Origin of the sequence: Acrocarpospora phusangensis, from assembly GCF_016862995.1 — a bacterium.
Taxonomy (GTDB): Bacteria; Actinomycetota; Actinomycetes; order Streptosporangiales; family Streptosporangiaceae; genus Acrocarpospora; species Acrocarpospora phusangensis.
Window position 1 is genome coordinate 1 of sequence record NZ_BOOA01000097.1, and the last position, 26,226, is coordinate 26,226.

Consider the following 26,226-nt stretch of genomic DNA (forward strand, 5'->3'; position numbering starts at 1 on the left):
ACTCGCGATGCCGTCTCCTGTCATGCCACCACTCGGGATGCCATCTCCTGACGTGCCGCCTCCCGCCATGCCACCGCCTGACGTTCCGCCTGCTGGTATGGCGACGAAAGACATGGCAAGGAAGGCCACCACCCCGGTCAGACCGGTCGCCACCACCGCTTTCCCTCGCCCGACCGTCCCCGCTACCAGCGCCCCCAGTCCGTCCTCCCGCGCCGGCGGAACCCCCACGCGACAAGCCCACGTCACCGCCAGTCGCCCCACAACACACGCCACCCCGAACACGAGCGCCCCCTTCACAGCCCCCAACTGCGCCAGAGCCCCCACCTGAAGCAGCAAGTTCAGAACCAGCGTCACCACCCCGAACGGCCCGATATCTGACCGCTTCATCACCTCAAGCGCCCCAGCCCCCTCCTTCCCGCTCCCCAACCCATCCGCCAAATCAGCCAACCCATCCAGATGCAATCCCCGAGTCACCCAAGCAACCCCGGCGACCCCCACCACCCCCGCTAAAACCCCCTCTCCAAAAACCACCCCACCCCCCCAAACCAACCCCCCACCAAACACCCCTAACCCCACACCCACCCCCGGCGCCAGAACCATGGCCCACCCAGCCACCCGCCGATCGACCTCCCGCACCCTCACCGGAAAAACACTCAACATCCCCACCGCCAACACCCACCCCGCCCAAACCACCCGCACAACGACCTCCACTCCCCAACAACCTCACCCCAGCAGATACCAGACACCACCCCCACCTACTCAAAGCACCCAACGGGAATTAACGAAGCCAACGCTGGTGCGGCGAACACCCGCGTTGGCAGCGCCGCAAAGCGGGGAGAACGTGGCGTCGAGTCCACTCGGATAGGTGCCTTGGCTGGGGCGAGGTGAGCTGGCCATCTGCGATTGACGGCACCTGATAGCGGGCGAGAAGCGGTCCGTGGTGGGTCGTCCTGTCAGGCGCTTTGGAGCCTCAAACAGCTTGGATCAGTCGCACGTGGCGCTGGGGCGGCAAGCAGCGTCACTTGCGCAAGCGATGCCGGATACCGAGAGGACCGGGTCCTCGGCCAGGGAGGTGAGCGTGCTCATCGGCTTGGTGAAGCCGGGGGAGAACACCACCAGCGCCGGCCGTTGATCGCTTCTGGTGGGCGGCCGTTGAGGTCCTGATACGCGGAGACCTGTTGGTCTTGACGCTGGTGCGGCGCAGCTTCACCTGGGGTTGGCGGCGCCGGACAACGGCGAGAAGCGGCAGCCTCAGATCCTTCTCTGGGTGCTTCGAGCGTCTAGCAGGCCGGGGTCAGCCGCACTTGGCGCCGGTGTGGCGAGGGGTGTTCGCCTGCGTTAACGGTGCCGGACAACGGCGAGTAGCGGCAATCTCAGGTGCTTCTCTGGGTGCTTGGAGCGTCTAGCAGGCCGGGGTCAGCCGCACTTGGCGCCGGTGTGGCGAGGGGTGTTCGCCTGCGTTAACGGTGCCGGACAACGGCGAGTAGCGGCAATCTCAGGTGCTTCTCTGGGTGCTTCTGGAGTGTCTAGCAGGGCGGTCAGCCGTACTTGGAGCTGGTGCGGCGAGGGGTGTTCGCTTGCGTAAACGGCGTCGGATGGCGGCGGGAAGTTAGCGAGGGGTCCGGGCTGAGTGGAGTGGTCAGGGCTGTTTTGTTGGTGGGGGTCAGATGGGGAGGGGGAGGATGCGGCCTGCGGTGATTAGGGCGGATTCTTCGGATTCGGGGGTTAGGTGTTGGTTGAGGGTGCCTAGGAGGTCGCGGAAGAGGCGGCCGCTGGGGGTGGTGGGGACGATGCCCTGGCCTACCTCGTCGGTGATGGCGATGACCTGGGCGGCTGTTTGACGCCAGGCTTGGAGGAGGGTGTCGCATTCGGCCTGGACTGCTTCGAGGGCTTCGGGGGGTGCGGGGGGCCAGGCGTTGTGGGTGTCGATGACCGAGGTGAGCCAGGTGCCGAGGCTGTCGATGAGGAGGACTCCGGTGGTGCTGGTGAGGAGCCGGGCGAGGTTGGTGGTTTCGAGGGTTCGCCAGTGGGCCGGGCGGCGGGCCTGGTGGGTTTTGACGCGGATGCGCCATTCGGGGTCGTCGTGGCCTGGGGGAGCGGTGGCGACGTAGGTCACCTCGGGTTCGGCGGCGAGGCGGAGTTCGGCTTCGGCGGATTTGCCGGAGCGGGAGCCGCCCAGGAGTAGCGTTCGCCGGGGGATCGCGCGGGGCCGGACGTGGTCCTGTGGGGCTTTAGTGTCGAGGGTCGTACCGTCCGGAACGGTGATCGCTCCCCAGAAACGAAGCCTTCGCTCCAGTTCGGCCTCCGAGGGCACACGATGATCGATCCCGACCGCCACGATCTGCGTGGCCTCGTCGACAAGCCCCCGACGGCGAAGGTCCCCAAGGTGATCGGGCCGCTCAAGAAGATCGATGAGCACGATGTCGTAAGCCTCGACCCCCACCGGATCGACCGGCCCGGCATCCGGCCGATCACGGCGCGCCCACTCGTCATCGCCCCGATGGGCGTCAGCCTGATGGCCGTCAGCCTGATCGCTGTTAGTCCGATCGCTGTTGGCCCGATCGTCAGCCCGCTCGTTGCGGCCCCCACGGCTGTCAGCTTGATGGCCGTCAGCCTGATCGGTGTCAGTTCGATCGCTGTTGGCTCGATCGCTGTCAGGCCGTTCGTTGTGGCCCCCACGGCTGTCGACTTGATGGCCGTCAGCCTGATCGGTGTCAGTTCGATCGCTGTTGGCTCGATCGCTGTCAGGCCGTTCGTTGTCGTCCCGATGGCTGTCAGCTTGATCGCCGTCAGCCTGATCGGTGCTAGTCCGATTGTTGTCTGTCCGATCGTTGTTGGCCTGATCGTTGTCAGCCCGGTTGCCGTTGTCCTGGTTTTCCTGAGCCGAGTCGGAATCCGGCAGGCCCCCTGGTGGAGCATCCCCGTGGACTCGGTCATCTTCGATCCTGTCGTGGATGTGTCCGGCTGCGTGGGCTTCGTCGCGATGGGCTGCAACACGGCGGGGCTGGTCGCTGGCAGGTTGGACGTCGCCGGGGCGGGGGTCGTCGTGGATGCGGTCGCCGTTGGCGAAGAGGAGGCGGTCGCCGTCGGGGGCCGTTACGGAGTCGCCGTCCGGGGTGCGGGTGAGTTGGTGGTGGGTGAGGGGGATGTTGTTGTCGATGATTACGGAGAAGGGGCGGCGAGGGGTTGTGACGCGGCCGCAGGACGCGCAGCGGCATCCCGGTTCCGGCCATCCTCCGGGTCCCGCGGTTCCGGCCAACTGCACCTTCATGGTTCCCCCGTCTCTCGTGCCCCCGCAGGATAGCGGCGGCGCCCGTACCGCCGGATCCGCCCTGTGGATAACCCGTCGAGCGGGAGATCCCGGGTAGCGGGAATGGCCTCCGTGCTCGGGGGAAATCTCGGGGGATATAAGGTTCGCTGGACCCGAGGCTCGTTCAGGTCCGCCGGGATCGGCCCGTCGGAGGGCGGTGCCGGTGGTGCTGTTCCGGGGTGTTCGCGGATTCCGCTGAGTTATATCCGGGAGACCCCGGACCGCGTGATAAGGAGCGCATGGCATGACATGGCGTTGGCGTTATGAAAACGCGAACGGCGGTGAGGTGACCGATCGCCCCCTCCCGCGGGAGGTCTTCACCAGCCAGGCCGATGCCGAGTCGTGGCTCGGCGAGGTCTGGCGCGAGCTGCTGGAATCCGGGGTCGAGCAGGTGAGCTTGCTGGAGGACGACCGGCCGGAATACACCGGAATGTCACTGCGCCCCCAATGATGCCTCCCCAGCCCGAAGCCAGCCTGTAGCCGGGGTACGCAACCGTGGCGCGCCACCCAAACGGCACCCGGAAACGAAGCGCCCACTGGATATTCCAGAAGGAACATCCAGTGGGCGAATCAAGAGCCCCACTCGCCGAGCCTGCCGACAGGACATGAAGCGGCAGCGAGTCCCAACCTGCCCGCGGCATGCGTCGGCTGGCGGCGACTTCCGGGGCAGCGTCTTGGAGGACGACGTCTTCCAGAACGAGGTCCTGGAGGACGACGTCCTCCCGAACGAATCCCTTCTCGGGTCGAAGGGACCTGAACCTCGGGTCGGAGGACCCAGACGGGTCAGGGGCGCGCGCTCGGGCTGACGGTCTTCGCCGGGTCGCGTTCGACGACAGAGCCCAGCACCTCGTCGATGCGCTTCATGGTGTCGGCGTCCAGCTTGACCCCCGCCGCCTTGACGTTGTCACGCACCTGCTCGGGCTTGGTCGCCCCCACGATCGCCGAGGAGACGTTCGGGTTCTGCAGCACCCACGCCACCGCCAGCTGCGCCATGGTGAGCCCATGATCGGCCGCGATCGGCTTGAGGTCCTGCACCCGCCGGAGCACCTCGTCACCCATCAACCGGCCGATGAAGTTGGACCCCGACGCGTCGGTCGCGCGGGAACCCTCCGGCGGCGGCTGCCCGGGCAGGTACTTACCGGTCAGCACGCCCTGCGCGATCGGCGACCAGACGATCTGCCCGACGCCCTCCTTCTCGGAGAGCGGTACGACCTCCGCCTCGATGACCCGCCACAGCATCGAGTACTGCGGCTGGTTGGAGACCAGGCGGTCGAAGCCCATCTCGTCGGAGATCTTCACGGCCCTGGCGATCTGGTCGGCCGTCCACTCGCTGACGCCGATGTAGAGGACCTTGCCCTGCCGTACCAGGTCGTCGAAGGCGCGGAGGGTCTCCTCCAGGGGCGTTTCGACGTCGAAGCGGTGGGCCTGGTAGAGGTCGACGTAGTCGGTGCCCAGGCGGCGCAGGGAGCCGTTGATCGACTCCATGATGTGCTTGCGGGACAGGCCGCGGTCGTTGCGGCCGGGGCCGGTCGGCCAGTAGACCTTGGTGAAGATCTCCAGCGACTCGCGCCTGACCCCGTGCAGGGCACGGCCGAGGACCTCCTCGGCTCGGGTGCCCGCGTAGACGTCGGCGGTGTCGAACGTGGTGATGCCCTCGTCGAGGGCGGCCCGCACGCACTCGTGCGCGGCCTCCTCCTCGACCTGCGAGCCGTGAGTGATCCAGTTGCCGTAGCTGATCTCGCTGACGAGCAGACCGCTGCGGCCAAGGTGGCGGAATTCCATTACCGCACCTTAAAACAGGGTCACTTCTTGACCGGAACCGGCTTCCCCCCTGGCAGTACGGTGGGCTTCGGGAAGCGCAGCCGGCGGATCTGGGAGGAGCGCATGGCCGCGTAGAAGCCGACGCCCTTCAGGTTCTCGTCGGGGAACTTCGCCGCCGCCTCCTTCTTGACCCGGCCGGCCACGTAGAAGGAGCTCACCAGCACCAGGATCATGACCAGCGGCAGGGACATCGTGTAGAGCGTGAGCACGACCCGGCGGATCTCCATCGGGAACGGCACCATCGACGCCAGCATGATGATCAGCACCGCGGGCAGGAAGTACTGCCCCGGCAGCCGGCGCGAGTCCACGAAGTCCCTGGCCAGCTTCCGGACCGGGCCACGGTCACGGGCGGGCAAATATTTCTCCTCGCCGCGCAGCATGCCCTCGCGGGCGCGCTCGCGCAGCAACCGGTCCCGCTCCCTGGCCTGCCGATAGGCCTCTTTACGGTTGGTCGGCGCCGTCACCGGCGACCTGCGGCGCCCCTGCGCCTCGCTCCGCTTGGGGGTGGGACGCCCCTTGGCCGGAGTCCCCTGGGGCTTAGGATCTTCCACAGGGACGGGGGAGTCGTCCGTGGTGGACTGGGTACGACGTCGGAACACGTTGTCCAGCGTACCGGGAGTGCAACTTAGTGACGCCCCCGTGCGTTATGCGTAGGGTGAACCTAGGCGGTCAAAACGCTTTTCGGGGCAATGGAACGACTGGGGTTACCCACGCACAACCTTAAGAAGGGGACGGCCGACGCGCATGAGCGTGATGAAGAGACTTTCCATGATCTTCAAGTCCAAGGCCAACAAGGCCCTGGACAAAATGGAGGATCCGCGGGAGACCCTGGACTACTCCTACCAGCGTCAGCTGGAATTGCTGCAGAAGGTGCGCCGGGGCGTCGCCGACGTGGCGACCAGCCGCAAGCGGGTCGAGTTGCAGATCAACCAGGCCGAGGCCGAGGCCGCCAAACGTGAGCAGCAGGCCAAGGCCGCCTTGTCGTCCGGCCGGGAGGATCTGGCCCGCGAGGCGCTCGCCCGCCGCAGCACGATCCAGACCCAGGTGGCCGACCTGCGGATCCAGTACAACAACCTGCAGGGCGAGGAGGAGAAGCTGACCCTCGCCAGCCAGCGCCTCCAGGCCAAGGTCGACTCCTTCCGTACCAGGAAAGAGACGATCAAGGCCACCTACACCGCGGCCGAGGCGCAGACGCGGATCAACGAGGCGTTCTCCGGCATCTCCGAGGAGATGGGCGACGTCGGCCTGGCGATCCAGCGGGCCGAGGACAAGACCGCGCAGATGCAGGCGCGCGCGGGAGCCATCGACGAGCTGCTGGCCAGCGGCGCGCTCGACGACTTCACCGGGCAGCGTGACGACATCCAGGCCGAGCTCGACCGGATGGGCACCAGCAACATCGAGCTGGAGATCGCGAAGATGAAGGCGGAGCTGGGGCAGGCCCCGGCGCCGAAGAGCGCGATCGAGCAGGGCCAGCCGGCCACGCAGCAGCAGCACACGCAGCAGGTCCGCCAGCCGGGGGAGGCACAGTGATCGTCCGAATCATGGGTGAGGGGCAGGTGCAGATCGCCGACGGCGATCTCGATGTCCTGAACGCCCTCGACAGCGAAGTAGAGAAAGCCATCGAAGTCGGCGACGAAGCCGTCTTCCGTACGAAGCTGCACGCGTTGCTGGACAAGGTCCGGCATGTGGGCAAGGCGCTCCCGGACGACTCGCTGGAGCCGTCCGAGCTGATCCTGCCTCCCGCGGACGCCTCGATCGAGGAGGTCAGGGAGATGCTCGGAGATTCGGGGCTCATCCCCGGGTGACCAGGTTCTCATGAGCAGGTTCCAACCGGATCGGGGGCTCACCGGGCGCATGGTGGTGACCATGTTCCTGCTCGGGCTGCTGTACGTCGCCTTCGTGGCGGTGCTCGTCGCCGTCGGGACGCAGGCGATCGTCGTCGCGGTGATCGCGGTGGGCTTCCTGCTGGCGCAGTACTTCCTGTCCGACCGGATCGCGCTGTTCGCGATGAACGGCCGGGAGGTCTCGCCGCAGGAGGCCCCCGAGCTGCACGGTGTGATCGACCGGCTGAGCGCCCTGGCCGACATGCCGAAACCCCGGGTGGCCATAGCCGACTCGGACGTCCCCAACGCCTTCGCCACCGGCCGCAACCGCAAGAACTCCGTCGTCTGCGTGACCACGGGCCTGCTGCGGCGGCTGGAACGGGACGAGCTGGAGGGCGTGATCGCCCACGAGCTGTCCCACGTCGCGCACCGTGACGTCGCCGTCATGACCATCGCCTCGTTCCTGGGCGTGCTGGCGGGGCTGATCACGCGCTTCACCCTGTACTCGGGGCTCGGGCGCAGCCGCAACCAGAACGGGCCGCCCATCGGCCTGATCATTCTGCTCGTGTCCGGGGTGGTCTACGCGGTGAGCTTCGTGCTCATCCGGCTGCTGTCCCGCTACCGCGAGCTGGCCGCGGACCGGGCCGGCGCATTGCTCACGCAGCGTCCGTCCGCGCTGGCCAGCGCCCTGACCAAGGTGTCGGGGGAGATCGCCAGGATTCCGACCAGGGACCTGCGGGCGCAGCAGCCGTTCAACGCGTTCTACTTCGCGCCCGCGCTGTCCGGCGCCAGCGTGGCCACGCTGTTCGCCACGCACCCGCCGCTGCAGAAGCGGCTGGAGCAGCTGGCCCGGATCTCCGCCGAGCTGAGCAGCCGCTGATGGGCTGGCTCGACGCGCTGCTCGGCCGCTCCAAGCCCGCCAGACCGGACCTGGACGCGCTGTTCGCGCTGCCCTCGGCGGCGGTCACCCTTCAGGTCTCGATGGCCTTCGGCCCGGCCGGCCAGGGCTCGGTCTGCTTCCGCGCCGCGGAGGGCGCCGCCTTCGCCGAACTCCAGTCCGAGATCCAGGCCCTGCTCGGCGACGTCCAGATCTCCCAGGACGCGTACGGTTACACCTGGCTGCTGGCCCGCAACGACGACCTCTCCGGACTCGTCACCGATCTCCACGCCGCCAACTCCACCCTGGAGTCAGCCGGCTTCGGCCCTTCCCTGCTGTGCACCCTGGTCTCCTTCGCCAACCCGGCCGGACGCCGGCTGGCCCTGGTCTACCTGTACAAGCAGGGCACCTTCTACCCGTTCGCCCCACTCGACGGCGAACGCCGCGACAACGCCCTGGAACTCCAGGCCCGCGGCGCACTCGCGGGCGAGCTCAAGATCGAGCCAGATCTATCGCGATGGTTCCCAGTCTGGGGCGCACCCGGCCTCTGATGGTGTCAAATGTTCCCTGGGGACGACGACCGGGGAGGCACTGTGAAGGCCGTTGAGGGGTGGACGCACGTCGCGTACGCGGAGGCGATCGGTGCGGAGGTCGCCCGGATGGCGAAAGCCGTACGGGACAGGAATCCGGCGACGCCGGTGCGGACCTGCCCGGCCTGGGATCTGCGGGAGCTGGTGGTGCACACGGGGAGCATTCACCGGTGGGCGACGGCGATGGTGCGTGACCTCGCGCCGCAGCGGTACGAGCGGGCCGAGATGGATCTGGGGGTGCCCGAGCTGGGCGGGAACCTGGCGGCCTGGCTGGAGGCGGGGGCGGGGCCGCTGGCGGAGGCGCTGCGCGGGCAGGATCCGGACGCGCCGATGTGGGCGTGGGGCGGTGACCAGCGGGTGCGGTTCTGGTCGCGGCGGCAGCTGCACGAGAGCGTCGTCCACCGGGTGGACGCGGAGCTGGCGGTCGGCATCGCGCCCGAGATCGACGAGGACGTCGCGGCCGACGGGGTGACGGAGTTCCTGGACGTGCTGCCGTACGCGCGGTGGCGGCCGGAGCTGGCCGACCTGAACGGCGGCGGCGACACCATCTCCTGGCAGGCCGACACCGGCCCCGCCTGGCTGATCACGCTCACCTCGGAGGGCTTCCGGTACGAGCGCTCGGCAGCCCCCGGCGACGTGACCGTGCGCGCGGCCACGGCCGGCGATCTGATGATGCTGGCCTGGGGGCGGCGCAGCCACCAGGACTACGCGGTCGAGGGCGACGTCAAGCTGCTGCAGTGGTGGGTCGACCGCTCCGCAATCTGATCGCCAAGAGCGCGTGGCGGTCCCCGGATCGGGCCGGGCCCGTTGATGGGATCCGCGCATGATCAACATAAGGCACGCGGCCGCCGCCGCGTTCGTCGTGACCGGGCTCCTCGGCGCTCCCGCGTTCGCCGCCACCGCTGACGGGTATGCCGGTGTCGTGGTGGAGAGGTCGCAGATCACCGTCACCGGTCACGGCAACGTCTCGGCGCCGCCGGACCTGATGCGCCTGCAGGCCGGGGTCGAGGTCCGGCGGGCGACGGCGGGCGAGGCGTTCAAGGCGGCCAGGACGGCCGCGGCCAAGCTCACCAAGGCGCTGCTGGCCGCCGGCCTGGCCCAGAAGGACCTGCGCACCAGCGAGCTCTCCCTGGGGCCCGAGTACGACAACTACCCCAAGATCGTCGGATACCGGGCCACCCAGGGCGTCGAGGCGATCGTCCGCGACCTGGCCAGCGCCGACAAGGTCATCGACGCCGCGGCCGGGGTGGGGGAGGAGGCCCGGCTGAACGGCATCTCCTTCGAGATCTCCGACCAGGACGCGATCGTGGTCGCCGCCCGCGCCGAGGCGTTCCGCGACGCCGCCGCCAAGGCCAGGCAGTATGCCAAGCTCAGCGGCCGCAGGCTCGGCGACATCGTCTCCGTGGTGGAGGAGGGCGGCCACGACCGCGGCCCGATCCCCTTCCACGGCGTGGCGGCGATGGCGGACAAGGCGTCCATCTCGCCCGGCCAGCAGGCCGTCGGGGTGACCGTCAGGGTCGTGTACGAGCTTGAATAGCCAGAAGGCCCCTGGCGCGCGCCGGGGGCCTTCCGTCATGGTCTACGGCAGGGCGAGCATGCGGTCCAGGGCGACCTTGGCCCAGTGGGTGGTGTCCGCGTCGACGGTGATCTGGTTAACGACGTGGCCGTCGGCGAGGGACTCCAGGGCCCAGACCAGGTGCGGCAGGTCGATGCGGTTCATGGTGGAGCAGTAGCAGACGGTCTTGTCCAGGAAGCTGACCGACTTGTCGGGGAACATGGCGCCGAGGCGCTTGACCAGGTTCAGCTCGGTGCCGATGGCCCAGGAGGAGCCCGCGGGGGCGGCTTCGAGGGTCTTGATGATGAACTCGGTGGAGCCCACCAGGTCGGCCTTGGTGACGACCTCGTGCCGGCATTCGGGGTGGACCAGGACGTTCACGCCGGGGATGCGGGCCCGTACGTCGTCCACGGAGTCGGCGGTGAAGCGCCCGTGCACCGAGCAGTGGCCCTTCCAGAGGATCATCCTGGCGTCCCGCAGGGCGCTCTCGGACAGGCCGCCGTTGGGGCGGTGCGGGTTGTAGACGACGCAGTCGTCCAGGCCGAAGCCCATCTCCAGGACGGCGGTGTTCCGCCCCAGGTGCTGGTCCGGCAGGAACAGCACCTGGCGTCCCTGCTCGAAGGCCCACTCCAGGGCGCGCCGCGCGTTGGAGGAGGTGCAGACCGCGCCCCCGTGCCGCCCGCAGAACGCCTTGATGTCCGCGCTGGAGTTCATGTACGTGATCGGCACGACCTGGTCGGCGATGCCCGCGTCCTCCAGGGCCTCCCAGCACTCCTCGACCTGGTTGAAGGTGGCCATGTCGGCCATCGAGCACCCGGCCGCCAGGTCCGGCAGCACCACCCGCTGGGCGTCCGAGGTCAGGATGTCGGCCGATTCGGCCATGAAGTGCACGCCGCAGAAGACGATGTACTCCGCGTCCGGCCGGGCCGCGGCCTCCCGCGCCAGCTTGAACGAGTCGCCGGTCACGTCCGCGAACTGGATCACCTCGTCCCGCTGGTAGTGGTGGCCCAGCACGAACAGGCGGTCGCCGAGCCGCTCCTTCGCCGCGCGCGCCCGCGCCACCAGCGTGGGGTCGGATGCGGGCGGCAGTTCGCCGGGGCAGTCCACGCCGCGTTCGCTGTGCGGATCGGTGCCCTGGCCGAGGACGAAGAGCGGAAGACTCGTGGTCGTCACTGACCACACCCCCTTCGGGGACTTCAGATGACTTCGAGTGACTTATCGTCGAACTGACGACTAATCATGACACACGAGTCCGCACCGTTATTCCCAGGGGTAGCGGAAGGGGGAATGTGGCGCACGCGGCGGCTGTTGGTAGCGTCTAAGTACGACATCAATCGACCGTCCCCCGGGACGGCCGACGCAGACGGTGGGAGTCACCACATGACGGTTGAGAGCAGCGAGACCACGCGGCAGGGGCTCATCCTGACTGACGCGGCCGCCGCCAAGGTCAAGAGCCTGCTGGACCAGCAGGGCGAGGAAGGGCTTCAGCTGCGCGTGGCCGTGCAGCCGGGCGGCTGTTCCGGCCTGCGCTACCAGCTCTACTTCGATGACCGTTCGATGGACGGGGACGTCGTGTCGGACTTCGGCGGCGTCAGCGTCGTCACGGACCGGATGAGCGCTCCGTACCTGATCGGGGCGACGGTGGACTTCGTCGACACGATCGAGAAGCAGGGCTTCACGATCGACAACCCGAACGCCACGGGCTCCTGCGCCTGCGGCGACTCGTTCAACTAACGGGGCGCGTTTTCTTCACCCTGTACGGCGTGTGCCGTACAGGGTGAAGGCATTTCCTCCCGGGCCGGGTTCGCCGTCGCGGCCAAGTCGCGTATTCTTGCGTGGCTCGCGATCCGGCGGGCGTACAAAGCGCTGCTGACAACGAGGAGAACACCCCGTGCGCATCGCCGTCACCGGCTCCATCGCCACCGACCAACTGATGACCTTCCCCGGCCGGTTCGCCGATCAGCTCATCGCCGAACAGCTCGACCGGGTTTCGCTGTCCTTCCTGGTCGACGACCTGCAGATCCGCCGGGGCGGCTGCGCGGCCAACATCGCCTTCGGCATGGGCTGCCTGGGCCTCACGCCGATCCTGGTCGGCGCGGTGGGGGCCGACTTCGCCGACTACCGCTCCTGGCTGGAGCGCCATGGCGTGGACTGCGCCTCGGTGCACGTGTCCGAGCTGCGGCACACCGCGCGGTTCCTGTGCACCACCGACGACGAGCACAACCAGATCGCGTCCTTCTACACCGGCGCGATGGCCGAGGCCCGGGAGATCGAGCTGGGCCCCATCGCCGACCGGATCGGCGGCCTGGACCTGGTCCTGGTCAGCCCCAACGACCCCGACGCGATGCTCAGGCACACCGAGGAGGCCCGCGACCGGGGCATCCCGTTCGCCGCCGATCCGTCCCAGCAGCTGGCCCGGATGCCCGGCGACCAGATCCGCCAGCTCATCGACGGCGCGGCGTATCTGTTCAGCAACGACTACGAGAAGGGCATGATCGAGCAGAAGACCGGCTGGTCCGACGAGGAGGTGCTGGCCAGGGTGGGCGTGCGGATCACCACGCTCGGCCCGAAGGGCGCCAGGATCGACCGGGCCGGCGAGCCGTCGCTGCACATCTCGCCCGCCCCCGAGCTGGGCAAGGCCGACCCGACCGGCGTCGGCGACGCGTTCCGGGCCGGCTTCCTGTCCGCCCTGGCCTGGGGCCTGTCGCTGGAGCGCTGCGGCCAGATCGGCAACCTCACCGCCACCCACGTTTTGGAGCGCGTCGGCTGCCAGGAGTACGAGCTGGGCCAGCGGACCTTCCTGGACCGCTTCTCCGCCGCGTACGGCGCGGCCGCCGCCGACGAGGTGGCCGAGCACGTCCGCTGCCACCACCCGTAAAGAACGCCGGAGCGGGCCACCCCCTGGGAGGCGGCCCGCTCCGATGCGTCACTCGTGGGCGTAGATCTGGCCCACGGTCATGGCCAGTTTCTCGTCCGGCAGGTGCGCGACGAGGTCGGCCTCGCTGATCATGCCGACCAGCCGGTGCTTGTCCATCACCGGCAGCCGCCGGATCTGGTTCTCCTGCATGGCCGTGAGCGCGTCGTCGACGTCGGCGTCGGCGTTCACCCAGACGAGCGTCCCGTCGGTCAGCTCGCGGGCCCGTACGCGGGTCGGGTCGTGCCCGGCCGCGATGCACCGCACCACGATGTCCCGGTCGGTGATGATCCCCTTGACCCGGTCGTCGGACCCGCATACCGGCAGCGCCCCGACGTCCAGCTCGCGCATCATCTTGGCCGCGACATCCAGGGTCTCGTTCTCGCTCACGCACTCCACTCCGGGGTGCATGATGTCCCGTGCCGTGGTCATGGCGATTTCCCCCTTTTTGTCCGGTTCAATCGCTATGTACCCAGCGGCGGTGATCAATAGTTGCGGCGTACGTGGATCGACCAGCCGCCCTGGGGGAGTTCGTAGCTGGCCACGTGCTCGTGGGACTTGAGGCGGCACCAGGCCGGGATGTCGGTGAAGGCGGCCGGGTCGTCAGCGAGGACCGCGACGGTGGCCCCGAGGCCCACGGAGCCGATCTGGTCGGCCAGCATGATGATGGGGATGGGGCATTTGCGACCCATCGCGTCGATGGTGAGGGCGGTGACCGGAGGGGCCGGGGAGACCGGCTCCCGTTCGCTCTCCCTGGGGGCGGGTCGTCTGCGCCACATCACCGGTTCCCCCGTTTGGTGCTGTCCCCGAACATCTACTGCACTCCAAGACTCTGACGGACGCGTCGGACGATATCCGGGAGGACGGTGAGAAATCTCTCCACATCGTCCGCGGAAACGCCACGGGGCAGCGATACCCGGACGTTCCCGTGTGTAAGCACACCCATCGCCTCCAGTACATGTGACGGTCGAAGCGTACTCGCCGTGCATGAACTCCCTGACGACACCGCGAAACCGGCCTTGTCCAGCTCCGTCAGAAGCGCCTCTCCTTCCACGTAGAGGCAGGAAAATGTCACCAGGTGGGGAAGACGTTCCACCGGGTCGCCGATCACCTCGACATCCGGCACGCGGCGCGGGACCTCCCGGCGGATGCGCTCGATCAGATCCGACAGCCGCGCCGACTCGGCGGCCGACTCGGCCGCGCGGGCCCGCAACGCCGCCGCGGCCGCCACCACCGCCGCCACGTTCTCGAACCCCGGCACCCGCCGGTTCTCCCGCTCGTCCTCGGGGTACGGCGACCGCCACCGAACCCCCTTGCGAATCGCCAGCACCCCCACCCCGGCCGGCCCGCCCCATTTGTGCGCGCTGGCGGCCAGGATCGACCAGCCCGGCGGGATCGGCAGCCGGCCGGCCGACTGGGCGGCGTCCACGAACAGCGGCACCCCGGCCGCCGCGCAGGACTCGGCCGCCTCGGCGACCGGCTGCAGCGTGCCGACCTCGTGGTTGGCCGTCTGCAGGCAGGCGACCGCCGTCCCGGGCCTGGCCACGGCGGCGGCGAAGCCGGCGGGGGAGACCCGGCCGGTCACGTCCACGCCGACCGCCTCGACCGTGCCGCCGTCCCGTTCGTGCACGCCCGCCGTGTGCAGCACACTGGAGTGCTCGACCGCGCTCACCACCAGGTGGCGGCCGGCCCGCTTCCGCCCGGCCAGGGCGCCCAGCACGCCCAGGTGAACGGCCTGGGTGCCCGAGGAGGTGAAGGACACCTCGTCGGGGCGGGCGCCCAGGACCTCGGCGATCTCGGCCCTGGCCTGGTCCAGCAGGAGGCGGGCGCGGCGGGCGGAGCCGTACAGGCGGGCGGGATCGGCCCAGCCCACGTCGAGAGCGGCCAGGAGGGCCTCGCGGGCCGCGGGGTGCAGCGGTTCGGTGGAAGCCGCGTCGAGGTACGCCACAGTGAGGACATTAACGGGGGCTGCTCAGAGGGGCACCGCCAGTCCGCGCTAATGTGTCCCCCAGCGTTGAAGTGAATCAAGTAAAGCGGGCAAGAAGATCTTCCCGTTGGTAACGGAATCTGAGAAACGCCCAGGGGAAGAGTCCTTTGGGCTTCATCTGTGGGGTAGGCGATCCGTGAGTCCGACCCGCCGTACGACACGGCGACCGTTGGCCCGCCGCCGGTTGCCCAGCCTCGCCGTGGTGGCGTTGCTGGTGGCGTCCGCGTCGGCGTGTAGTGCCGAAGAATGGTCCCGCGGGGCCATGCCCGAGCCGCAGACCCACCAGGGCAAGACCATGCTGGACCTGTGGCTGGGCTCCTGGATCGCCGCGATCGCGACCTTCCTCGTCGTGTTCGGCCTGATCATCTGGTCTGTGATCTTCCATCGGAAGCGCAAGCACTCCGATCAGGAACTGCCGCCGCAGGTGCGGTACAACCTGCCGATCGAGATGCTGTACACGCTCGTGCCGCTGGTCATGGTGGCCGTGTTCTTCTACTTCACCGCGCGCGACGAGACCGAGATCATGAAGGTCTCCGGGACCGCGCCGGTGAAGGTCAAGGTCGAGGGCTTCCAGTGGAGCTGGCGCTTCACCACCCAGTACCAGGGCAAGACGGTCACCGTCGCCGGGGTGCCGGTGGACCTGGCCAAGCAGAGCCTGGAGAATCCGCAGGGCCCGCAGCTGGTGCTGCCCACCGGGAGCAAGGTGGAGTTCCTCCTCAACTCGCCGGACGTCATCCACTCCTTCTGGGTGCCCGCCTTCCTGTTCAAGCAGGACGTGATGCCCGGTTACGACAACCGGTTCGAGATCGACACGCTCGACAACACCGGCACCTTCTTCGGCCGCTGCGCCGAGCTCTGCGGCGTCGACCACAGCAAGATGCTGTTCTCGGTGAAGCTGGTCCCGCAGGCCGAATTCGATCAGTACGTCGCTAGTCAGGCGGGAGGCGCTCAGTGACCGCCATTCCGGAACCGGCCGCGCTTCCGCCGCGGCCGTACCGCAAGGGCCGGCTCATCGCGAGCTGGCTGTCCACCACGGACCACAAGGTGATCGGGCACCTCTACCTGATCACGTCGTTCGTGTTCTTCCTCATCGGCGGCGTCATGGCGCTGGTGATGCGGGCCGAGCTGGCCCAGCCGGGCATGGAGTTCGTCTCCAACGAGCAGTTCAACCAGCTGTTCACCATGCACGGCACGATCATGCTGCTGATGTTCGCGACCCCGCTGTTCGCGGGCTTCGCCAACGAGCTGATGCCGCTCCAGATCGGCGCGCCCGACGTGGCGTTCCCGCGCCTCAACATGGTCAGCTACTGGCTGTACCTGTTCGGCAGCATCATCGCGGTGAGCGGCTTCTTCAGCCCCGGCGGCGCCGCCGCGTTCGGCTGGACCGCGTACTCGCCGCTGTCCAACGCGGTCACCTCGCCGGGCATCGGCGCCGACCTGTGGATCATGGGTCTGGCCCTGTCCGGCCTGGGCACGATCCTGGGCGCGGTCAACTTCATCACCACGATCATCACGATGCGCGCGCCCGGCATGACCATGTTCCGGATGCCGATCTTCACCTGGAACATCCTGCTCACCAGCATCCTGGTGCTGCTGGCCTTCCCGGTGCTGGCGGCGGCGCTGCTGGTGCTTGAGGCGGACCGCAAACTCGGGGCGCACGTGTTCGACTCCGCGACCGGCGGGGCGATGCTCTGGCAGCACCTGTTCTGGTTCTTCGGGCATCCCGAGGTGTACATCATCGCGCTGCCGTTCTTCGGCATCATCACCGAGGTGCTGCCGGTCTTCAGCCGCAAGCCGATCTTCGGCTACATCGGCCTGGTCGGCGCGACGATCGCCATCGCCGGTCTCTCGGTGACGGTGTGGGCGCACCACATGTTCGTCACCGGGCAGGTCCTGCTGCCGTTCTTCTCGTTCATGACGTTCCTCATCGCGGTGCCGACGGGCGTGAAGTTCTTCAACTGGATCGGCACGATGTGGCGAGGCCATCTGTCGTTCGAGACGCCGATGCTGTTCACGGTGGGCTTCCTCATCACGTTCCTGCTCGGCGGCCTGACCGGCGTCATCCTGGCCTCGCCGCCGCTGGACTTCCAGATCAGCGACTCGTACTTCGTGGTGGCGCACTTCCACTACGTGGTGTTCGGCACGGTGGTGTTCGCGATGTTCGCGGGCTTCTACTTCTGGTGGCCGAAGTTCACCGGCAAGATGCTCAACGACAAGCTGGGCAAGTGGCACTTCTGGACGCTGTTCGTGGGCTTCCACCTGACGTTCCTGGTGCAGCACTGGCTGGGCGTGATCGGCTTCCCCCGGCGGTACGCGAACTACTCCCCGGTGGACGGGTTCACCGACCTGAACATGATCTCCTCGGTGGGCGCGTTCCTGCTGGGCGCCTCCACGCTGCCGTTCCTGTACAACGTCTGGCGCACCCACAGGACCGCGCCGAAGGTCCTGGTCGACGACCCGTGGGGTTACGCGGGCTCGCTGGAGTGGGCCACCTCGTGCCCGCCGCCGCGGCACAACTTCCATGAGCTGCCCCGGATCAGGTCCGAGCGCCCGGCGTTCGACGCCAAGTATCCGCATCTGCCGGCCAAGCCGGCCATCGAGGAGAAGGTATGAAGGTCCAAGGGTGGATGTTCATCCTCTGCGGCGTCTTCTTCGCCGCGGCGGACCTGGTCTACTGGTTCTGGTCCAAGGAGGTGACCGGCACCACCGCGATGGCGATCTCCGTCGGGCTCGCCTTCATGATCGGCTACTACCTGCTCTTCACGGCCCGCCGCATCGGCGACCAGCCCGAGGACAACAAGGAGGCCGAGATCGCGGACGGCGCCGGGGAGCTGGGCTTCTTCAGCCCGCACAGCTGGTGGCCGCTGTTCGTCTGCCTGTCGGCGGCGCTGACCTTCTTCGGCTTCGTCATCGGCTGGTGGCTCTTCATGATCGGCATGTTCGCGGTCATCATGAGCACGATCGGCTTCGTCTTCCAGTACTACCGGGGCAACTTCTCGCACTGATCCCGCGAAGCTGACAGCTTTACCCAGGTTTCAACAAGCCCCGGCGTGCCGATAGGTACGCCGGGGCTTTTCTTTTACCCGCCCACGGGACGAACTCTCTGTTACTGGGTAATAACCCAGTGAAAGCGACAAATGCCGCGGGGGGGAGTATGCACGTGCGTGCTACGGGTGCGGGGGCGCTGGCCCTGGTGATGGCGACGGGATGTTCGGCCGCGTCCGCGCTGGAGGAGGGCAAGGCCAAGAAAAAGGGCACCGCGGTGGCTCTGTACATCTCTCCGGCCAACGGCGCCAAGGATCTGACCCCAGGTGTCCCCATCCGGGTTGACTCCGCCAACGGCGCTCTCACGGCCGTCACGGTGACGGACGCCAAGGGCAGGGCCGTACCGGGGATCTTCAGCGCGGACCGTACGCGCTGGCGCAGCCTGCGGCCGATGCTCGCGGACACCGGCTACAGCGTCACCGCCACCACCGCGTCCGGCTCGGCGCGCAGCGTCTTCGCCACGATCAAGCCCAAGAGCATGTTCGCCCTCGAACAGATCATCCCCAACAAGGACATCTCCGGCCTGACGGTGGGGGTCGGAATGCCGATCATGCTCACCTTCGACAAGGAGATCACCGACCGCGTCTCGGTCGAGCGGAACCTCTTCGTGCAGGCCTCCAAGCCCGTCGAGGGCGCCTGGCACTGGTTCGACAACAAGACCATCGCGTACCGGCCCCGGGTGTTCTGGCCCGCCCACACCAAGGTCCGCTTCACCGCGCGGCTGGCCGGCGTACGCGGCGCCGACGGCATGTACGGCTCCAAGGACTACGTCCGCGACTTCAAGATCGGGCGCTCCCAGATCAGCACGGCCAACGTGCGCACCCACATGATGAAGATCAAGCGGGACGGCAAGCTCATCCGCGACGTGCCGATCAGCGCCGGCAAGGGCGGCGTCTGGCGCTACCACACCACCAGCGGCGTGCACCTGGCCATGTCCCGCGAGCCCGTCACCGTGATGACCTCGCCCGACGCCGGCCCCGGCCAGGCCGGCTACTACTCGCAGACCGTCTACAACACCGTCCGCATCTCCAACAGCGGCGAGTACGTGCACTCGGCGCCCTGGTCGGTGGGCTCCCAGGGTTACTCCAACGTCAGCCACGGCTGCGTGAACATCAGCCCGGACAACGCCCGCTGGTTCATCGACAACACGCTCATCGGCGACCCGATCATCGTCACCGGCAGCCCGCGACCGCTGGAGCCGCTGAACGGCTGGGGGCACTGGCAGCAGTCCTGGCCCGACTGGCTGAAGTGGAGCCGCCTGCGCTCCGCCGAGACCGACAGCATCTAGCGCCGACGAGAAAGGGCCCGGGGAAGAATCCCCGGGCCCTTTCGCAGGTTCCGCTAGTGCAGTTCCTTGCGGTCCTCGCCGTCGCCCGAACCGATGGCCGCGTGACCGTGGCCGTGGTCCTCCTCGAGGGCGATGTGCTCGGTGCCGTACTTCTTGCTCATCGTGGCCTTCGCCTTGCCCAGGATCGAACGGGCGCCCTTCGGCGGGATGCCCTCGCTGTCCGGCTCGCCGGAGACCACCGGGATGGGCGCCTTGCCGCGCAGGTGGTCGGCGATGTCCTCGGCCGGGGGCACGTGGACCTCGATGTACTGACCGTTGGGCATGCGCTTGATGACGCCCGACTCCACGCCGTGCGACATGACCTCCGTGTCCTTGCGCTGCAGCCCCATGCAGATCCGGTACGTGATGACGTACACCAGCGCCGGACCCAGGAAGACCGCCACCCGGCCGAAGATCGTCGTGTGGTACAGGTCGATGTGGAAGAAGGACGAGATCTCGTCGTTCGCGCCCAGCAGCCACAGGATGCCGTAGAACGTGACCGCCGCCATGCCGATCGAGGTGCGGTGCGGGTTGTTGCGGGGACGGTCGGCGACGTGGTGCTCACGCCGGTCCCCGGTGACCCACTGCTCGATGAACGGATAGAGCGCCAGGCCCGTCATGATGATGCCCATCGGCACCAGGGCGGGTATCAGCACGCTCAGCGGCAGCGTGTACCCCAGGAAGTTGATCTCCCAGGCGGGCATCAGCCGCAGCGCGCCCTCCAGGAAGCCCATGTAGAAGTCGGGCTGCGACCCCGCCGAGATGTCCGCCGGTGTGTACGGACCGAACAGCCAGATCGGGTTGATCTGCGCGAACGTCCCCAGCCCCGCGATGGCCGTGAACGTGAACAGGAAGTACGCCCCCGCCTTCGCCATGAAGGCCGGGTAGAACGGCGCTCCCACCACGTTCTGGTTGGTCCGCCCCGTGCCCGGCATCTGGGTGTGCTTCTGCACCCACATGAGGATCATGTGCGCCGAGATCAGCGCCAGCAGGATGCCCGGGATCAGCAGGATGTGCAGCGAGTAGAAGCGCGAGATCACGTCCTCGCCCGGGTACTCCCCGCCGAACAGGAAGAACGTCAGGTACGTGCCGATCAGCGGCAGCGAGATGGCCACACCCTCGGTGATCCGCAGACCGGCGCCGGAGAGCAGGTCGTCGGGGAGGGAGTAGCCGGTCAGGCCCTCCAGCAGCGCCAGCGTGAGCAGCAGGACGCCGATGATCCAGTTCAGCTCGCGCGGCTTGCGGTACGCGCCGGTGAAGAACACCCGGAGCATGTGCACCGTCATGCCGGCCACGAACAGCAGCGCCGCCCAGTGGTGCATCTGCCGCATCAGCAGACCACCCCGGACCTCGAAGCTGATCTTCAGCGTCGAGGCGTACGCCTCCGACATGGTGACACCGCGCAGCTGCTGGTACGGACCGTCGTACACGACGTGGCCCATGCCCGGCTTGAACCAGAACGTCAGGAACGTGCCGGTGAGCAGCAGGATGATGAACGAGTACAGCGCGATCTCGCCGAGCAGGAACGACCAGTGGTCCGGGAAGACCTTGCGGAGGTTCCGCTTGAGGAAGCTGCCCGCGCCGAGGCGCTCGTCCAGGTAGTTCGCCGGACCGCCGACCAGCTTGGGCGTTTCCTTCAGGGTTGTGGTCATGATGCCTTCTCCCTGGCTTCTCTGGCCTCGGCCTCGGCGTCGCCGCGTTCCCAGAAGCTCGGCCCGACCGGGACGTCGAAGTCGGCCTGCGCGATGAGGTAGCCCTCGCTGTCCACGCCGATGGGCAGCTGCGGCAGCGGCCGGGCGGCCGGGCCGAAGATGACCCGCGCGCCGTCGGTGGCGTCGAAGGTGGACTGGTGGCAGGGGCAGAGAATGTGGTGGGTCGTCTGCTCGTACAGGGCCGCGGGGCAGCCCACGTGCGTGCAGATCTTGGAGTAGGCCACGATGCCGTCGTGGGTCCAGTTCTTGATCGTGCCCGCCTTGAACTGCTCGGGGCGGAACTTGATCAGGATCAGCGTGGCCTTGGCGAGCGCGTTCAGGTCGTGGGCGTAGCCCTCCGGCACCACCGAGAGGATGCCGCCGGGCGAGTTGAAGTCGGCCGCCCGGATGGGCGCGCCGGTGCCCTCGACGGTGAGCCGCAGGCCCTTCTTCCAGACCGTGTGCCGCAGCGAGGTGCCCGGCAGCGGCCCGAGGTCCTTCAGCAGCACCAGCGGGGCCAGGCCCAGCGGCGCGGCGGCCAGCAGCAGCGTGCGGCGCAGCAGCTTGTGCTTGACGAAGCCGCTCTCGTTGGCGCCCGCCACGAAGGTCTTGTCGACGTATTCCCGGGTGTCGGTGTCGGAGACCATCAGATGGCGCTCCTGGACCAGGTTGTACTTCGGCATGATCCGGCGGACCCAGAGCACGATGCCCGAGGCCAGCGAGAACAGGGCCAGCGTGAGGCTGCCGCCGAGGGCCAGGTTGGAGGCCGCGGTGCTGTCCACCGTGCCGACCTGGAAGATCACGTACGACGCGATGAACGCGATCCCGGACAGGAAGGTGACCAGGAAGAGCAGGGCGACCAGCCGCTCCGCCCTCTTGGCCGCGGCCGGGTCCGGGAGGACCACGGCCGGATCCTCGGCCGGAGCGGGCGGAGGCGAGTCGCCGAGCACCGCGGTGCCCGCGGCGGGGGTGCCGATGACGCGCCTGGGCACGCGCGCGTCCTCTTCGTGGCTCGATTGCTCGTTGGAGGTCATTTCTTACGCTTCTTCGCGGTGATCCAGATAGCGGTCAGAGACATGAAGCTGAGACCGGCGATCCAGACGACGAGACCTTCCGTCACCGGGCCGATCCGGCCGAGGCCGAAACCACCCGGGTCCTTCAGCTCGCGCATCTGCACGATGTAAGCGATCATGTTTCGCTTGTCTTCGGGCGTGATCGTCGAGTCGTTGAAGACCGGCATCGCCTGCGGGCCCGTGACCATCGCCTCGTAGATCTGCTCGGGCGTGGCCTCGTTCAGGTTGGGCGCGTACTTGCCGTAGGTGAGAGCGCCGCCGGCGCCGACGAAGTTGTGGCACTGGATGCAGTTCGCGCGGAACAGCTCCCCGCCCTTCGCCGCGTCGCCCTTGGCCGGATCCACCATCTCGGCCGTCGGCCGCTGCGGGCCGCCTCCAAGCGTCATGATATAGGCGGACAACTGGTTGATCGCCTCTGGCGTCACCCACTCGCCCAGCGGCTTGCGCGGCACCTGCGGGCCCGGCCCGCCGGCGGGCATGCGCCCGCTGCTCACCTGGAAGTCAACCGCCGCGGCCCCGACGCCCACCAGCGGCGGCGCCATCGGGCCGCCCTCGGCGTTCATGCCGTGGCAGCTGGCGCAGTGGGCCACGAACAGGCTCTTGCCCTCGGCCACGTCGTCGGCCTTGCCGGACGCGATCGCCGCGTCCGCTGAGTTGCTCGGCGCGAACAGGGCGTATCCTCCGCCGAGGAGGCCCAGCGCGAGCGCCACGACGGCGAGACGCGCGAGGGGATGCCGCCGTCGCGCGGTGATCGAGTTCACCGATATCCCCGTTCCGATCATTTGATGATGTAGATGGTCGCGAAAAGGCCGATCCATACGACATCGACGAAGTGCCAGTAGTAGGACACGACGATGGCGCTGGTGGCCTGCTCATGCGTGAAGCGCTTCGCGGCGTACGTGCGTCCCAGCATGAACAGGAACGCGATCAGTCCACCCGTGACGTGCAGCCCGTGGAAGCCCGTGGTCAGGAAGAACACCGAGCCGTAAGCGTCGGACGAGAGCGTGGTGCCCTCGTGCATCAGCTCGTTGTACTCGTACAGCTGCCCGGCGACGAAGATCGCGCCCATCAGGAAGCTGACGATGTACCAGAACCGGAGCTTTTTGACCTGTCCCTTTTCCGCGGCCCAGACGCCGAACTGGCAGGTCACACTGGACAGGACCAGGATGATGGTGTTTGCCGTCGCGAACGGGATGTTCAGGTGAGCGTTCGGCCAGGGAAGACCCTGGTCGAGGCTGACCGATCGGATGGTGAAGTACATCGCGAACAGCGCCGCGAAGAACATGAGCTCAGAGGACAACCAGACAATCGTCCCCACGCTGACCAGGTTCGGCCGGCGCGAGGCGTGTGGTGCCGTCGTCGTTGTAATTGCGGATGCTGTCGCCACGCCCAGCATTATTGCGGCTAACCTGCCCGGTCGCCTCTCCGGGGGGCGGTGTTGCGAGGTACGGTCGCGCGCGGGGGGCCGGGCAGGGCCGATACCATCGGCGTTGACCACAGGCGGTTAGGAGAGTGCGACGTGAAGGTTCTCGTCTACAGCGATGACGCGGGCACCCGGGAGAAGGTGCGGCTGGCGATCGGGCGGCGGCCCGCGGCCGACGTTCCCGAGGTGGAGATCGTGGAGGTCGCCACCCAGCCCGCGGTGCAGCGCTACCTGGACGCGGGGGACGTCGACCTGGCCGTGCTCGACGGCGAGGCCGCGCCCGCCGGCGGCATGGGCATCGCCCGCCAGGCCAAGGACGAGGTGCACAACTGCCCGCCGATCCTCCTGATCATCGCCAGGCGTGACGACCGCTGGCTGGCCAACTGGTCGCGCGCCGACGCCGTCGTGGCCCAGCCGCTGGACCCGATGACGGTCGCCGAGACCGTCGCGGACCTGCTCCGCCGCCGCCTCAAGGTCGCCTGACCCCCACGGTTCCCCCTTTTTCTTCCAACGGAACGGCAAGGAACGCCATGGACGCTCGCACCACCTGGCCGTCGCTCCTCAACGCGTTGCTCTCCGGCGAGCACCTGACCGCCGACGAGACCGCGTGGGCGATGGGCGAGATCATGTCCGGCGCGGCCACCCCGGCCCAGTTCGCGGCCTTCGTGGTCGCGCTGCGCGCCAAGGGGGAGACCGTCGCGGAGGTGTCCGGGATGGCCCGGACGATGCTGAGCCGCGCCACCGCCCTGGTCGACGTGGAGGGCGACACGGTGGACGTGGTCGGGACCGGCGGGGACCGCGCGCACACCGTGAACGTGTCCACCATGGCGGCCATCGTGGCCGCCGCCGCCGGGGCGCGGGTGACCAAGCACGGAAACCGGTCCGCGTCCTCGCTGTGCGGGGCGGCCGACGTGCTGGAGCACCTCGGCGTGGTCATCGACGCGCCGGCCGAGGCGACCGCCCGGGTCGCGGCGGAGGCTGGGATCGCGTTCTTCTTCGCGCCGGTCTACCACCCGTCGATGCGGTTCGCGGGCCCGCCGCGCAAGGAGATCGGCGTCCCCACCGTCTTCAACTTCCTCGGCCCGCTCACCAACCCGGCCAGGCCCGCCGCCCAGGCGATCGGCGTCTTCGACGCCCGCATGCTTCCCGTCGTGGCCGGCGTCTTCGCCGAGCGCGGCGTCTCCGCCCTGGTCTTCCGCGGCGACGACGGCCTCGACGAGCTCTCCACCGCCGCCACCTCCACGGTGTACGTCGTGGGCGGCGGCGAGGCCGTCAGGACCACGTTCGACCCGCTGGACATCGGCATCCCCCGCTCCCAGCCCGGGGACCTGCGCGGCGGCGACGCCGAGTTCAACGCCGGCGCCGTGCACGACCTGCTCCGCGGCAAGGCCGGCCCGATCAGGGACGCGGCGCTGCTCAACGCCGCCGCCGCCCTCACCGCCCTGGACGGCGTGACCGCCGAGACGCTCACCGAGCAACTGCGGGCCAACTACGCCCGCGCGGCCCAGGCGGTCGACTCGGGCGCCGGCGCCGCCACCCTCGACCGCTGGATCGAGGTCAGCCGGGCCATCCGCTAGCGGCGAGCCCCAGGCGGAGGTCAGTCCCGGGGATCGGCGTCAGCGGGGCCATCCGGTGGCGGCGGGCCAGGTGGAGGTCGGTCCCGGGATCGAGGTCAGCCGGGCCGTCCGCTGGCGGCGAGCCAGGTGTAGATCAGTCCCGGGGATCGGTGTCAGCGGGGCCATCCGGTGGCGGCGGGCCAGGTGGAGGTCGGTCCCGGGATCGAGGTCAGCCGGGCTATCCGGGTGGCGGCGAGTCCCAGGTGGCCCTGGGTGACCCAGGTGGAGGTCCGTCCCGAGAGGGATGAGGGATCCATCTGGGTGCGGACGTCTTCCGGAACGGCGGCGGCGTAGCTTGCCCGCATGATGCGTCTCCTGCTGTCCCGGCTCGCGGGTTCACGGATGGTCCGCCGCCGGCCGGCACACTCGCCTGACGCCGTGGCCAGGGAGCGGCTCCGGATCGCCCGCGAGCTGCACGACGTGGTGGCGCACGACCTGAGCGTGATGACGCTGGGCGTGGGGGCCGGGCGGGTCATCATGGACCAGGACCCGGAGCGGGCCAGGCAGAAGCTGCGGGAGGCCGAGGAGTCGGGGCGGCAGGTCCTCAGCGACCTGCAGCGCATGCTGGGGCTGCTGCGCGTGGACGGAGCCGCCCGGGGACCGCAGCCCAGGCTGGCCGACCTGCCCGCGCTGATCGAGGGCTGCCGGTCCGGCGGGCTCGCGGTGACCCTGCGAGAGGAGGGCGAGCGCCCGGGCGGTCCCGTGCTCGAACTGTCGGTCTACCGGATCGTCGAGGAGAGCCTGCGCAACGCGGTACGGCACGGCCGCGCCGCCTCGGCCGAGGTCACGCTGCGGTGGCTGGGCGGCGTGCTGGAGGTGAGCGTGCGCGACGACGGGCTGCCCAGGGAGCGGCTGCTGGCGATCTGGGAGCGGGCCGCGCTGTTCGGAGGCTCGGTCGCCGCGCGGCCGGTACCCGGCGGATTCGAGGTCCGGGTACGCCTGCTCACCCGGACCAGATGAGCTCGGCTTAGGTGAGCTCGGCCTAGGTGAGCCCGGATCGAGTGAGCCCGGATCGAGTGAGCCCGGATCGAGTGAGCGCGGACCGAGTGAGCGCGGACCGAGTGAGCGCGGACCGAGTGAGCGCGGACCGAGTGAGCCCGGTCCGAGTGAGCCCGGTCCGAGTGAGCCCGGTCCGAGTGAGCCCGGTCCGAGTGAGCCCGGTCCGAGTGAGCCC

30 protein-coding genes are annotated in these 26,226 nt (G+C 68.6%); 17 read left to right on the forward strand and 13 right to left on the reverse strand.

What is annotated here, in order from left to right:
- Together Aph01nite_RS35495 and Aph01nite_RS41840 are read right to left on the reverse strand one after the other, a co-directional pair.
- A partial coding sequence (locus Aph01nite_RS35495; protein ID WP_507762540.1) for an adenosylcobinamide-GDP ribazoletransferase occupies window positions 1–711 on the reverse strand: 711 nt, incomplete at its 3' end.
- 952 nt (window positions 712–1,663) lie between these two features.
- Window positions 1,664–2,314 carry a bifunctional adenosylcobinamide kinase/adenosylcobinamide-phosphate guanylyltransferase gene (locus Aph01nite_RS41840; protein WP_239162226.1) on the reverse strand — a complete coding sequence of 217 codons (651 nt, stop codon included), beginning with the start codon at window positions 2,312–2,314 and terminating at the stop codon, window positions 1,664–1,666.
- A 3-nt stretch (window positions 2,315–2,317) separates the two neighbouring features.
- Here Aph01nite_RS41840 and Aph01nite_RS41845 point away from each other — a divergent pair, with 3 nt between their 5' ends.
- Both Aph01nite_RS41845 and Aph01nite_RS35505 read left to right on the forward strand, forming a co-directional pair.
- Window positions 2,318–3,304 (forward strand): hypothetical protein, encoded by a 987-nt coding sequence (locus Aph01nite_RS41845; RefSeq protein ID WP_239162227.1) that lies wholly within the window; start codon window positions 2,318–2,320, stop codon window positions 3,302–3,304.
- Between the two features lie 250 nt (window positions 3,305–3,554).
- Entirely contained in the window at window positions 3,555–3,761 is a 207-nt protein-coding gene (locus Aph01nite_RS35505) for a hypothetical protein (protein WP_204045447.1), read from the forward strand.
- A gap of 332 nt (window positions 3,762–4,093) precedes the next feature.
- On the opposite strand, the gene Aph01nite_RS35510 is transcribed toward Aph01nite_RS35505, so the two are convergent.
- Window positions 4,094–5,092 carry an aldo/keto reductase family protein gene (locus Aph01nite_RS35510; protein WP_204045448.1) on the reverse strand — a complete coding sequence of 333 codons (999 nt, stop codon included), beginning with the start codon at window positions 5,090–5,092 and terminating at the stop codon, window positions 4,094–4,096.
- Window positions 5,093–5,112: 20 nt separating this feature from the next.
- Window positions 5,113–5,730 carry a DUF3043 domain-containing protein gene (locus Aph01nite_RS35515; protein WP_204045449.1) on the reverse strand — a complete coding sequence of 206 codons (618 nt, stop codon included), beginning with the start codon at window positions 5,728–5,730 and terminating at the stop codon, window positions 5,113–5,115.
- 145 nt (window positions 5,731–5,875) lie between these two features.
- Here Aph01nite_RS35515 and Aph01nite_RS35520 point away from each other — a divergent pair, with 145 nt between their 5' ends.
- From Aph01nite_RS35520 to Aph01nite_RS35545, 6 genes are read left to right on the forward strand one after another with little or no spacing between them, the layout of a single operon-like run.
- A complete protein-coding gene (locus tag Aph01nite_RS35520) occupies window positions 5,876–6,661 on the forward strand; it encodes a PspA/IM30 family protein (RefSeq protein WP_204045450.1) in 786 nt (261 codons plus the stop codon).
- Entirely contained in the window at window positions 6,658–6,936 is a 279-nt protein-coding gene (gene pspAA, locus Aph01nite_RS35525; RefSeq protein WP_204045451.1) for a PspA-associated protein PspAA, read from the forward strand. The genes Aph01nite_RS35520 and pspAA overlap by 4 nt, the downstream gene beginning before the upstream one ends.
- Before the next feature lie 10 nt (window positions 6,937–6,946).
- Window positions 6,947–7,834, forward strand: coding sequence for a zinc metalloprotease HtpX (gene htpX, locus Aph01nite_RS35530; RefSeq protein ID WP_204045452.1), 888 nt, complete (start codon window positions 6,947–6,949; stop codon window positions 7,832–7,834).
- Window positions 7,834–8,382 carry a PspA-associated protein PspAB gene (gene pspAB / locus Aph01nite_RS35535; RefSeq protein WP_204045453.1) on the forward strand — a complete coding sequence of 183 codons (549 nt, stop codon included), beginning with the start codon at window positions 7,834–7,836 and terminating at the stop codon, window positions 8,380–8,382. The genes htpX and pspAB overlap by 1 nt, the downstream gene beginning before the upstream one ends.
- A gap of 42 nt (window positions 8,383–8,424) precedes the next feature.
- Window positions 8,425–9,186, forward strand: a complete 762-nt coding sequence (locus Aph01nite_RS35540) for a maleylpyruvate isomerase family mycothiol-dependent enzyme (protein ID WP_204045454.1) — start codon at window positions 8,425–8,427, stop codon at window positions 9,184–9,186.
- A gap of 58 nt (window positions 9,187–9,244) precedes the next feature.
- Window positions 9,245–9,958 carry an SIMPL domain-containing protein gene (locus tag Aph01nite_RS35545; RefSeq protein ID WP_204045455.1) on the forward strand — a complete coding sequence of 238 codons (714 nt, stop codon included), beginning with the start codon at window positions 9,245–9,247 and terminating at the stop codon, window positions 9,956–9,958.
- A 42-nt stretch (window positions 9,959–10,000) separates the two neighbouring features.
- On the opposite strand, the gene nadA is transcribed toward Aph01nite_RS35545, so the two are convergent.
- Window positions 10,001–11,149 (reverse strand): quinolinate synthase NadA, encoded by a 1,149-nt coding sequence (gene nadA, locus Aph01nite_RS35550; RefSeq protein WP_239162228.1) that lies wholly within the window; start codon window positions 11,147–11,149, stop codon window positions 10,001–10,003.
- Between the two features lie 207 nt (window positions 11,150–11,356).
- On the opposite strand from nadA, the gene erpA reads away from it, so the two are divergent.
- Window positions 11,357–11,710, forward strand: coding sequence for an iron-sulfur cluster insertion protein ErpA (gene erpA, locus Aph01nite_RS35555; RefSeq protein ID WP_204045457.1), 354 nt, complete (start codon window positions 11,357–11,359; stop codon window positions 11,708–11,710).
- 157 nt (window positions 11,711–11,867) lie between these two features.
- Window positions 11,868–12,854: a carbohydrate kinase family protein gene (locus tag Aph01nite_RS35560; protein WP_204045458.1), complete on the forward strand. Its 987-nt coding sequence runs from the start codon at window positions 11,868–11,870 to the stop codon at window positions 12,852–12,854.
- A 48-nt stretch (window positions 12,855–12,902) separates the two neighbouring features.
- On the opposite strand, the gene Aph01nite_RS35565 is transcribed toward Aph01nite_RS35560, so the two are convergent.
- The 3 genes from Aph01nite_RS35565 to Aph01nite_RS35575 are packed head-to-tail and all read right to left on the reverse strand — an operon-like array spanning window position 12,903 to window position 14,838.
- The gene (locus Aph01nite_RS35565; protein ID WP_204045459.1) at window positions 12,903–13,322 is read right to left on the reverse strand and encodes a CBS domain-containing protein; all 420 of its coding nucleotides are present in this window, start codon (window positions 13,320–13,322) and stop codon (window positions 12,903–12,905) included.
- Window positions 13,323–13,375: 53 nt separating this feature from the next.
- A complete protein-coding gene (locus Aph01nite_RS35570; protein WP_204045460.1) occupies window positions 13,376–13,669 on the reverse strand; it encodes a sulfurtransferase TusA family protein in 294 nt (97 codons plus the stop codon).
- 35 nt (window positions 13,670–13,704) lie between these two features.
- The gene (locus Aph01nite_RS35575) at window positions 13,705–14,838 is read right to left on the reverse strand and encodes a cysteine desulfurase family protein (RefSeq protein WP_204045461.1); all 1,134 of its coding nucleotides are present in this window, start codon (window positions 14,836–14,838) and stop codon (window positions 13,705–13,707) included.
- Between the two features lie 241 nt (window positions 14,839–15,079).
- Here Aph01nite_RS35575 and ctaC point away from each other — a divergent pair, with 241 nt between their 5' ends.
- The 4 genes from ctaC to Aph01nite_RS35595 all read left to right on the forward strand — a co-directional run bounded on the left by ctaC (window position 15,080) and on the right by Aph01nite_RS35595 (window position 19,210).
- Window positions 15,080–15,832 carry an aa3-type cytochrome oxidase subunit II gene (gene ctaC, locus Aph01nite_RS35580; protein ID WP_444978697.1) on the forward strand — a complete coding sequence of 251 codons (753 nt, stop codon included), beginning with the start codon at window positions 15,080–15,082 and terminating at the stop codon, window positions 15,830–15,832.
- Window positions 15,829–17,490 (forward strand): aa3-type cytochrome oxidase subunit I, encoded by a 1,662-nt coding sequence (gene ctaD, locus Aph01nite_RS35585; RefSeq protein ID WP_204045463.1) that lies wholly within the window; start codon window positions 15,829–15,831, stop codon window positions 17,488–17,490. Before ctaC ends, ctaD begins: the two co-directional genes overlap by 4 nt.
- Entirely contained in the window at window positions 17,487–17,882 is a 396-nt protein-coding gene (locus tag Aph01nite_RS35590; RefSeq protein ID WP_204045464.1) for a cytochrome c oxidase subunit 4, read from the forward strand. Before ctaD ends, Aph01nite_RS35590 begins: the two co-directional genes overlap by 4 nt.
- Before the next feature lie 149 nt (window positions 17,883–18,031).
- On the forward strand, window positions 18,032–19,210 hold the full coding sequence (locus Aph01nite_RS35595; protein WP_204045465.1) for a L,D-transpeptidase: 1,179 nt from the start codon (window positions 18,032–18,034) through the stop codon (window positions 19,208–19,210).
- Window positions 19,211–19,263: 53 nt separating this feature from the next.
- Here Aph01nite_RS35595 and qcrB read toward each other — a convergent pair whose 3' ends face one another.
- Genes qcrB through ctaE form a run of 4 tightly spaced genes read right to left on the reverse strand, consistent with a single transcriptional unit; the run spans window position 19,264 to window position 23,409 of the window.
- Entirely contained in the window at window positions 19,264–20,901 is a 1,638-nt protein-coding gene (gene qcrB / locus Aph01nite_RS35600) for a cytochrome bc1 complex cytochrome b subunit (protein ID WP_204045466.1), read from the reverse strand.
- On the reverse strand, window positions 20,898–21,974 hold the full coding sequence (qcrA, locus tag Aph01nite_RS35605) for a cytochrome bc1 complex Rieske iron-sulfur subunit (protein WP_204045467.1): 1,077 nt from the start codon (window positions 21,972–21,974) through the stop codon (window positions 20,898–20,900). Before qcrA ends, qcrB begins: the two co-directional genes overlap by 4 nt.
- A complete protein-coding gene (qcrC, locus tag Aph01nite_RS35610; protein WP_204045468.1) occupies window positions 21,971–22,774 on the reverse strand; it encodes a cytochrome bc1 complex diheme cytochrome c subunit in 804 nt (267 codons plus the stop codon). The genes qcrA and qcrC overlap by 4 nt, the downstream gene beginning before the upstream one ends.
- A gap of 17 nt (window positions 22,775–22,791) precedes the next feature.
- A complete protein-coding gene (gene ctaE, locus Aph01nite_RS35615; RefSeq protein ID WP_204045469.1) occupies window positions 22,792–23,409 on the reverse strand; it encodes an aa3-type cytochrome oxidase subunit III in 618 nt (205 codons plus the stop codon).
- 123 nt (window positions 23,410–23,532) lie between these two features.
- Here ctaE and Aph01nite_RS35620 point away from each other — a divergent pair, with 123 nt between their 5' ends.
- Window positions 23,533–23,919 (forward strand): response regulator transcription factor, encoded by a 387-nt coding sequence (locus tag Aph01nite_RS35620; RefSeq protein WP_204045470.1) that lies wholly within the window; start codon window positions 23,533–23,535, stop codon window positions 23,917–23,919.
- A gap of 47 nt (window positions 23,920–23,966) precedes the next feature.
- Window positions 23,967–25,013, forward strand: a complete 1,047-nt coding sequence (trpD, locus tag Aph01nite_RS35625; RefSeq protein ID WP_204045471.1) for an anthranilate phosphoribosyltransferase — start codon at window positions 23,967–23,969, stop codon at window positions 25,011–25,013.
- 152 nt (window positions 25,014–25,165) lie between these two features.
- Here the strand turns inward: trpD and Aph01nite_RS35630 are convergent, their stop codons facing one another.
- Complete coding sequence (locus Aph01nite_RS35630) at window positions 25,166–25,357, reverse strand: hypothetical protein (protein ID WP_204045472.1); 192 nt, start codon at window positions 25,355–25,357, stop codon at window positions 25,166–25,168.
- Between Aph01nite_RS35630 and Aph01nite_RS35635 the strand changes: the two genes are divergently transcribed.
- Window positions 25,356–26,012 carry a sensor histidine kinase gene (locus tag Aph01nite_RS35635; protein ID WP_204045473.1) on the forward strand — a complete coding sequence of 219 codons (657 nt, stop codon included), beginning with the start codon at window positions 25,356–25,358 and terminating at the stop codon, window positions 26,010–26,012. The genes Aph01nite_RS35630 and Aph01nite_RS35635 overlap by 2 nt on opposite strands.
- Window positions 26,013–26,226: the final 214 nt, after the last annotated feature.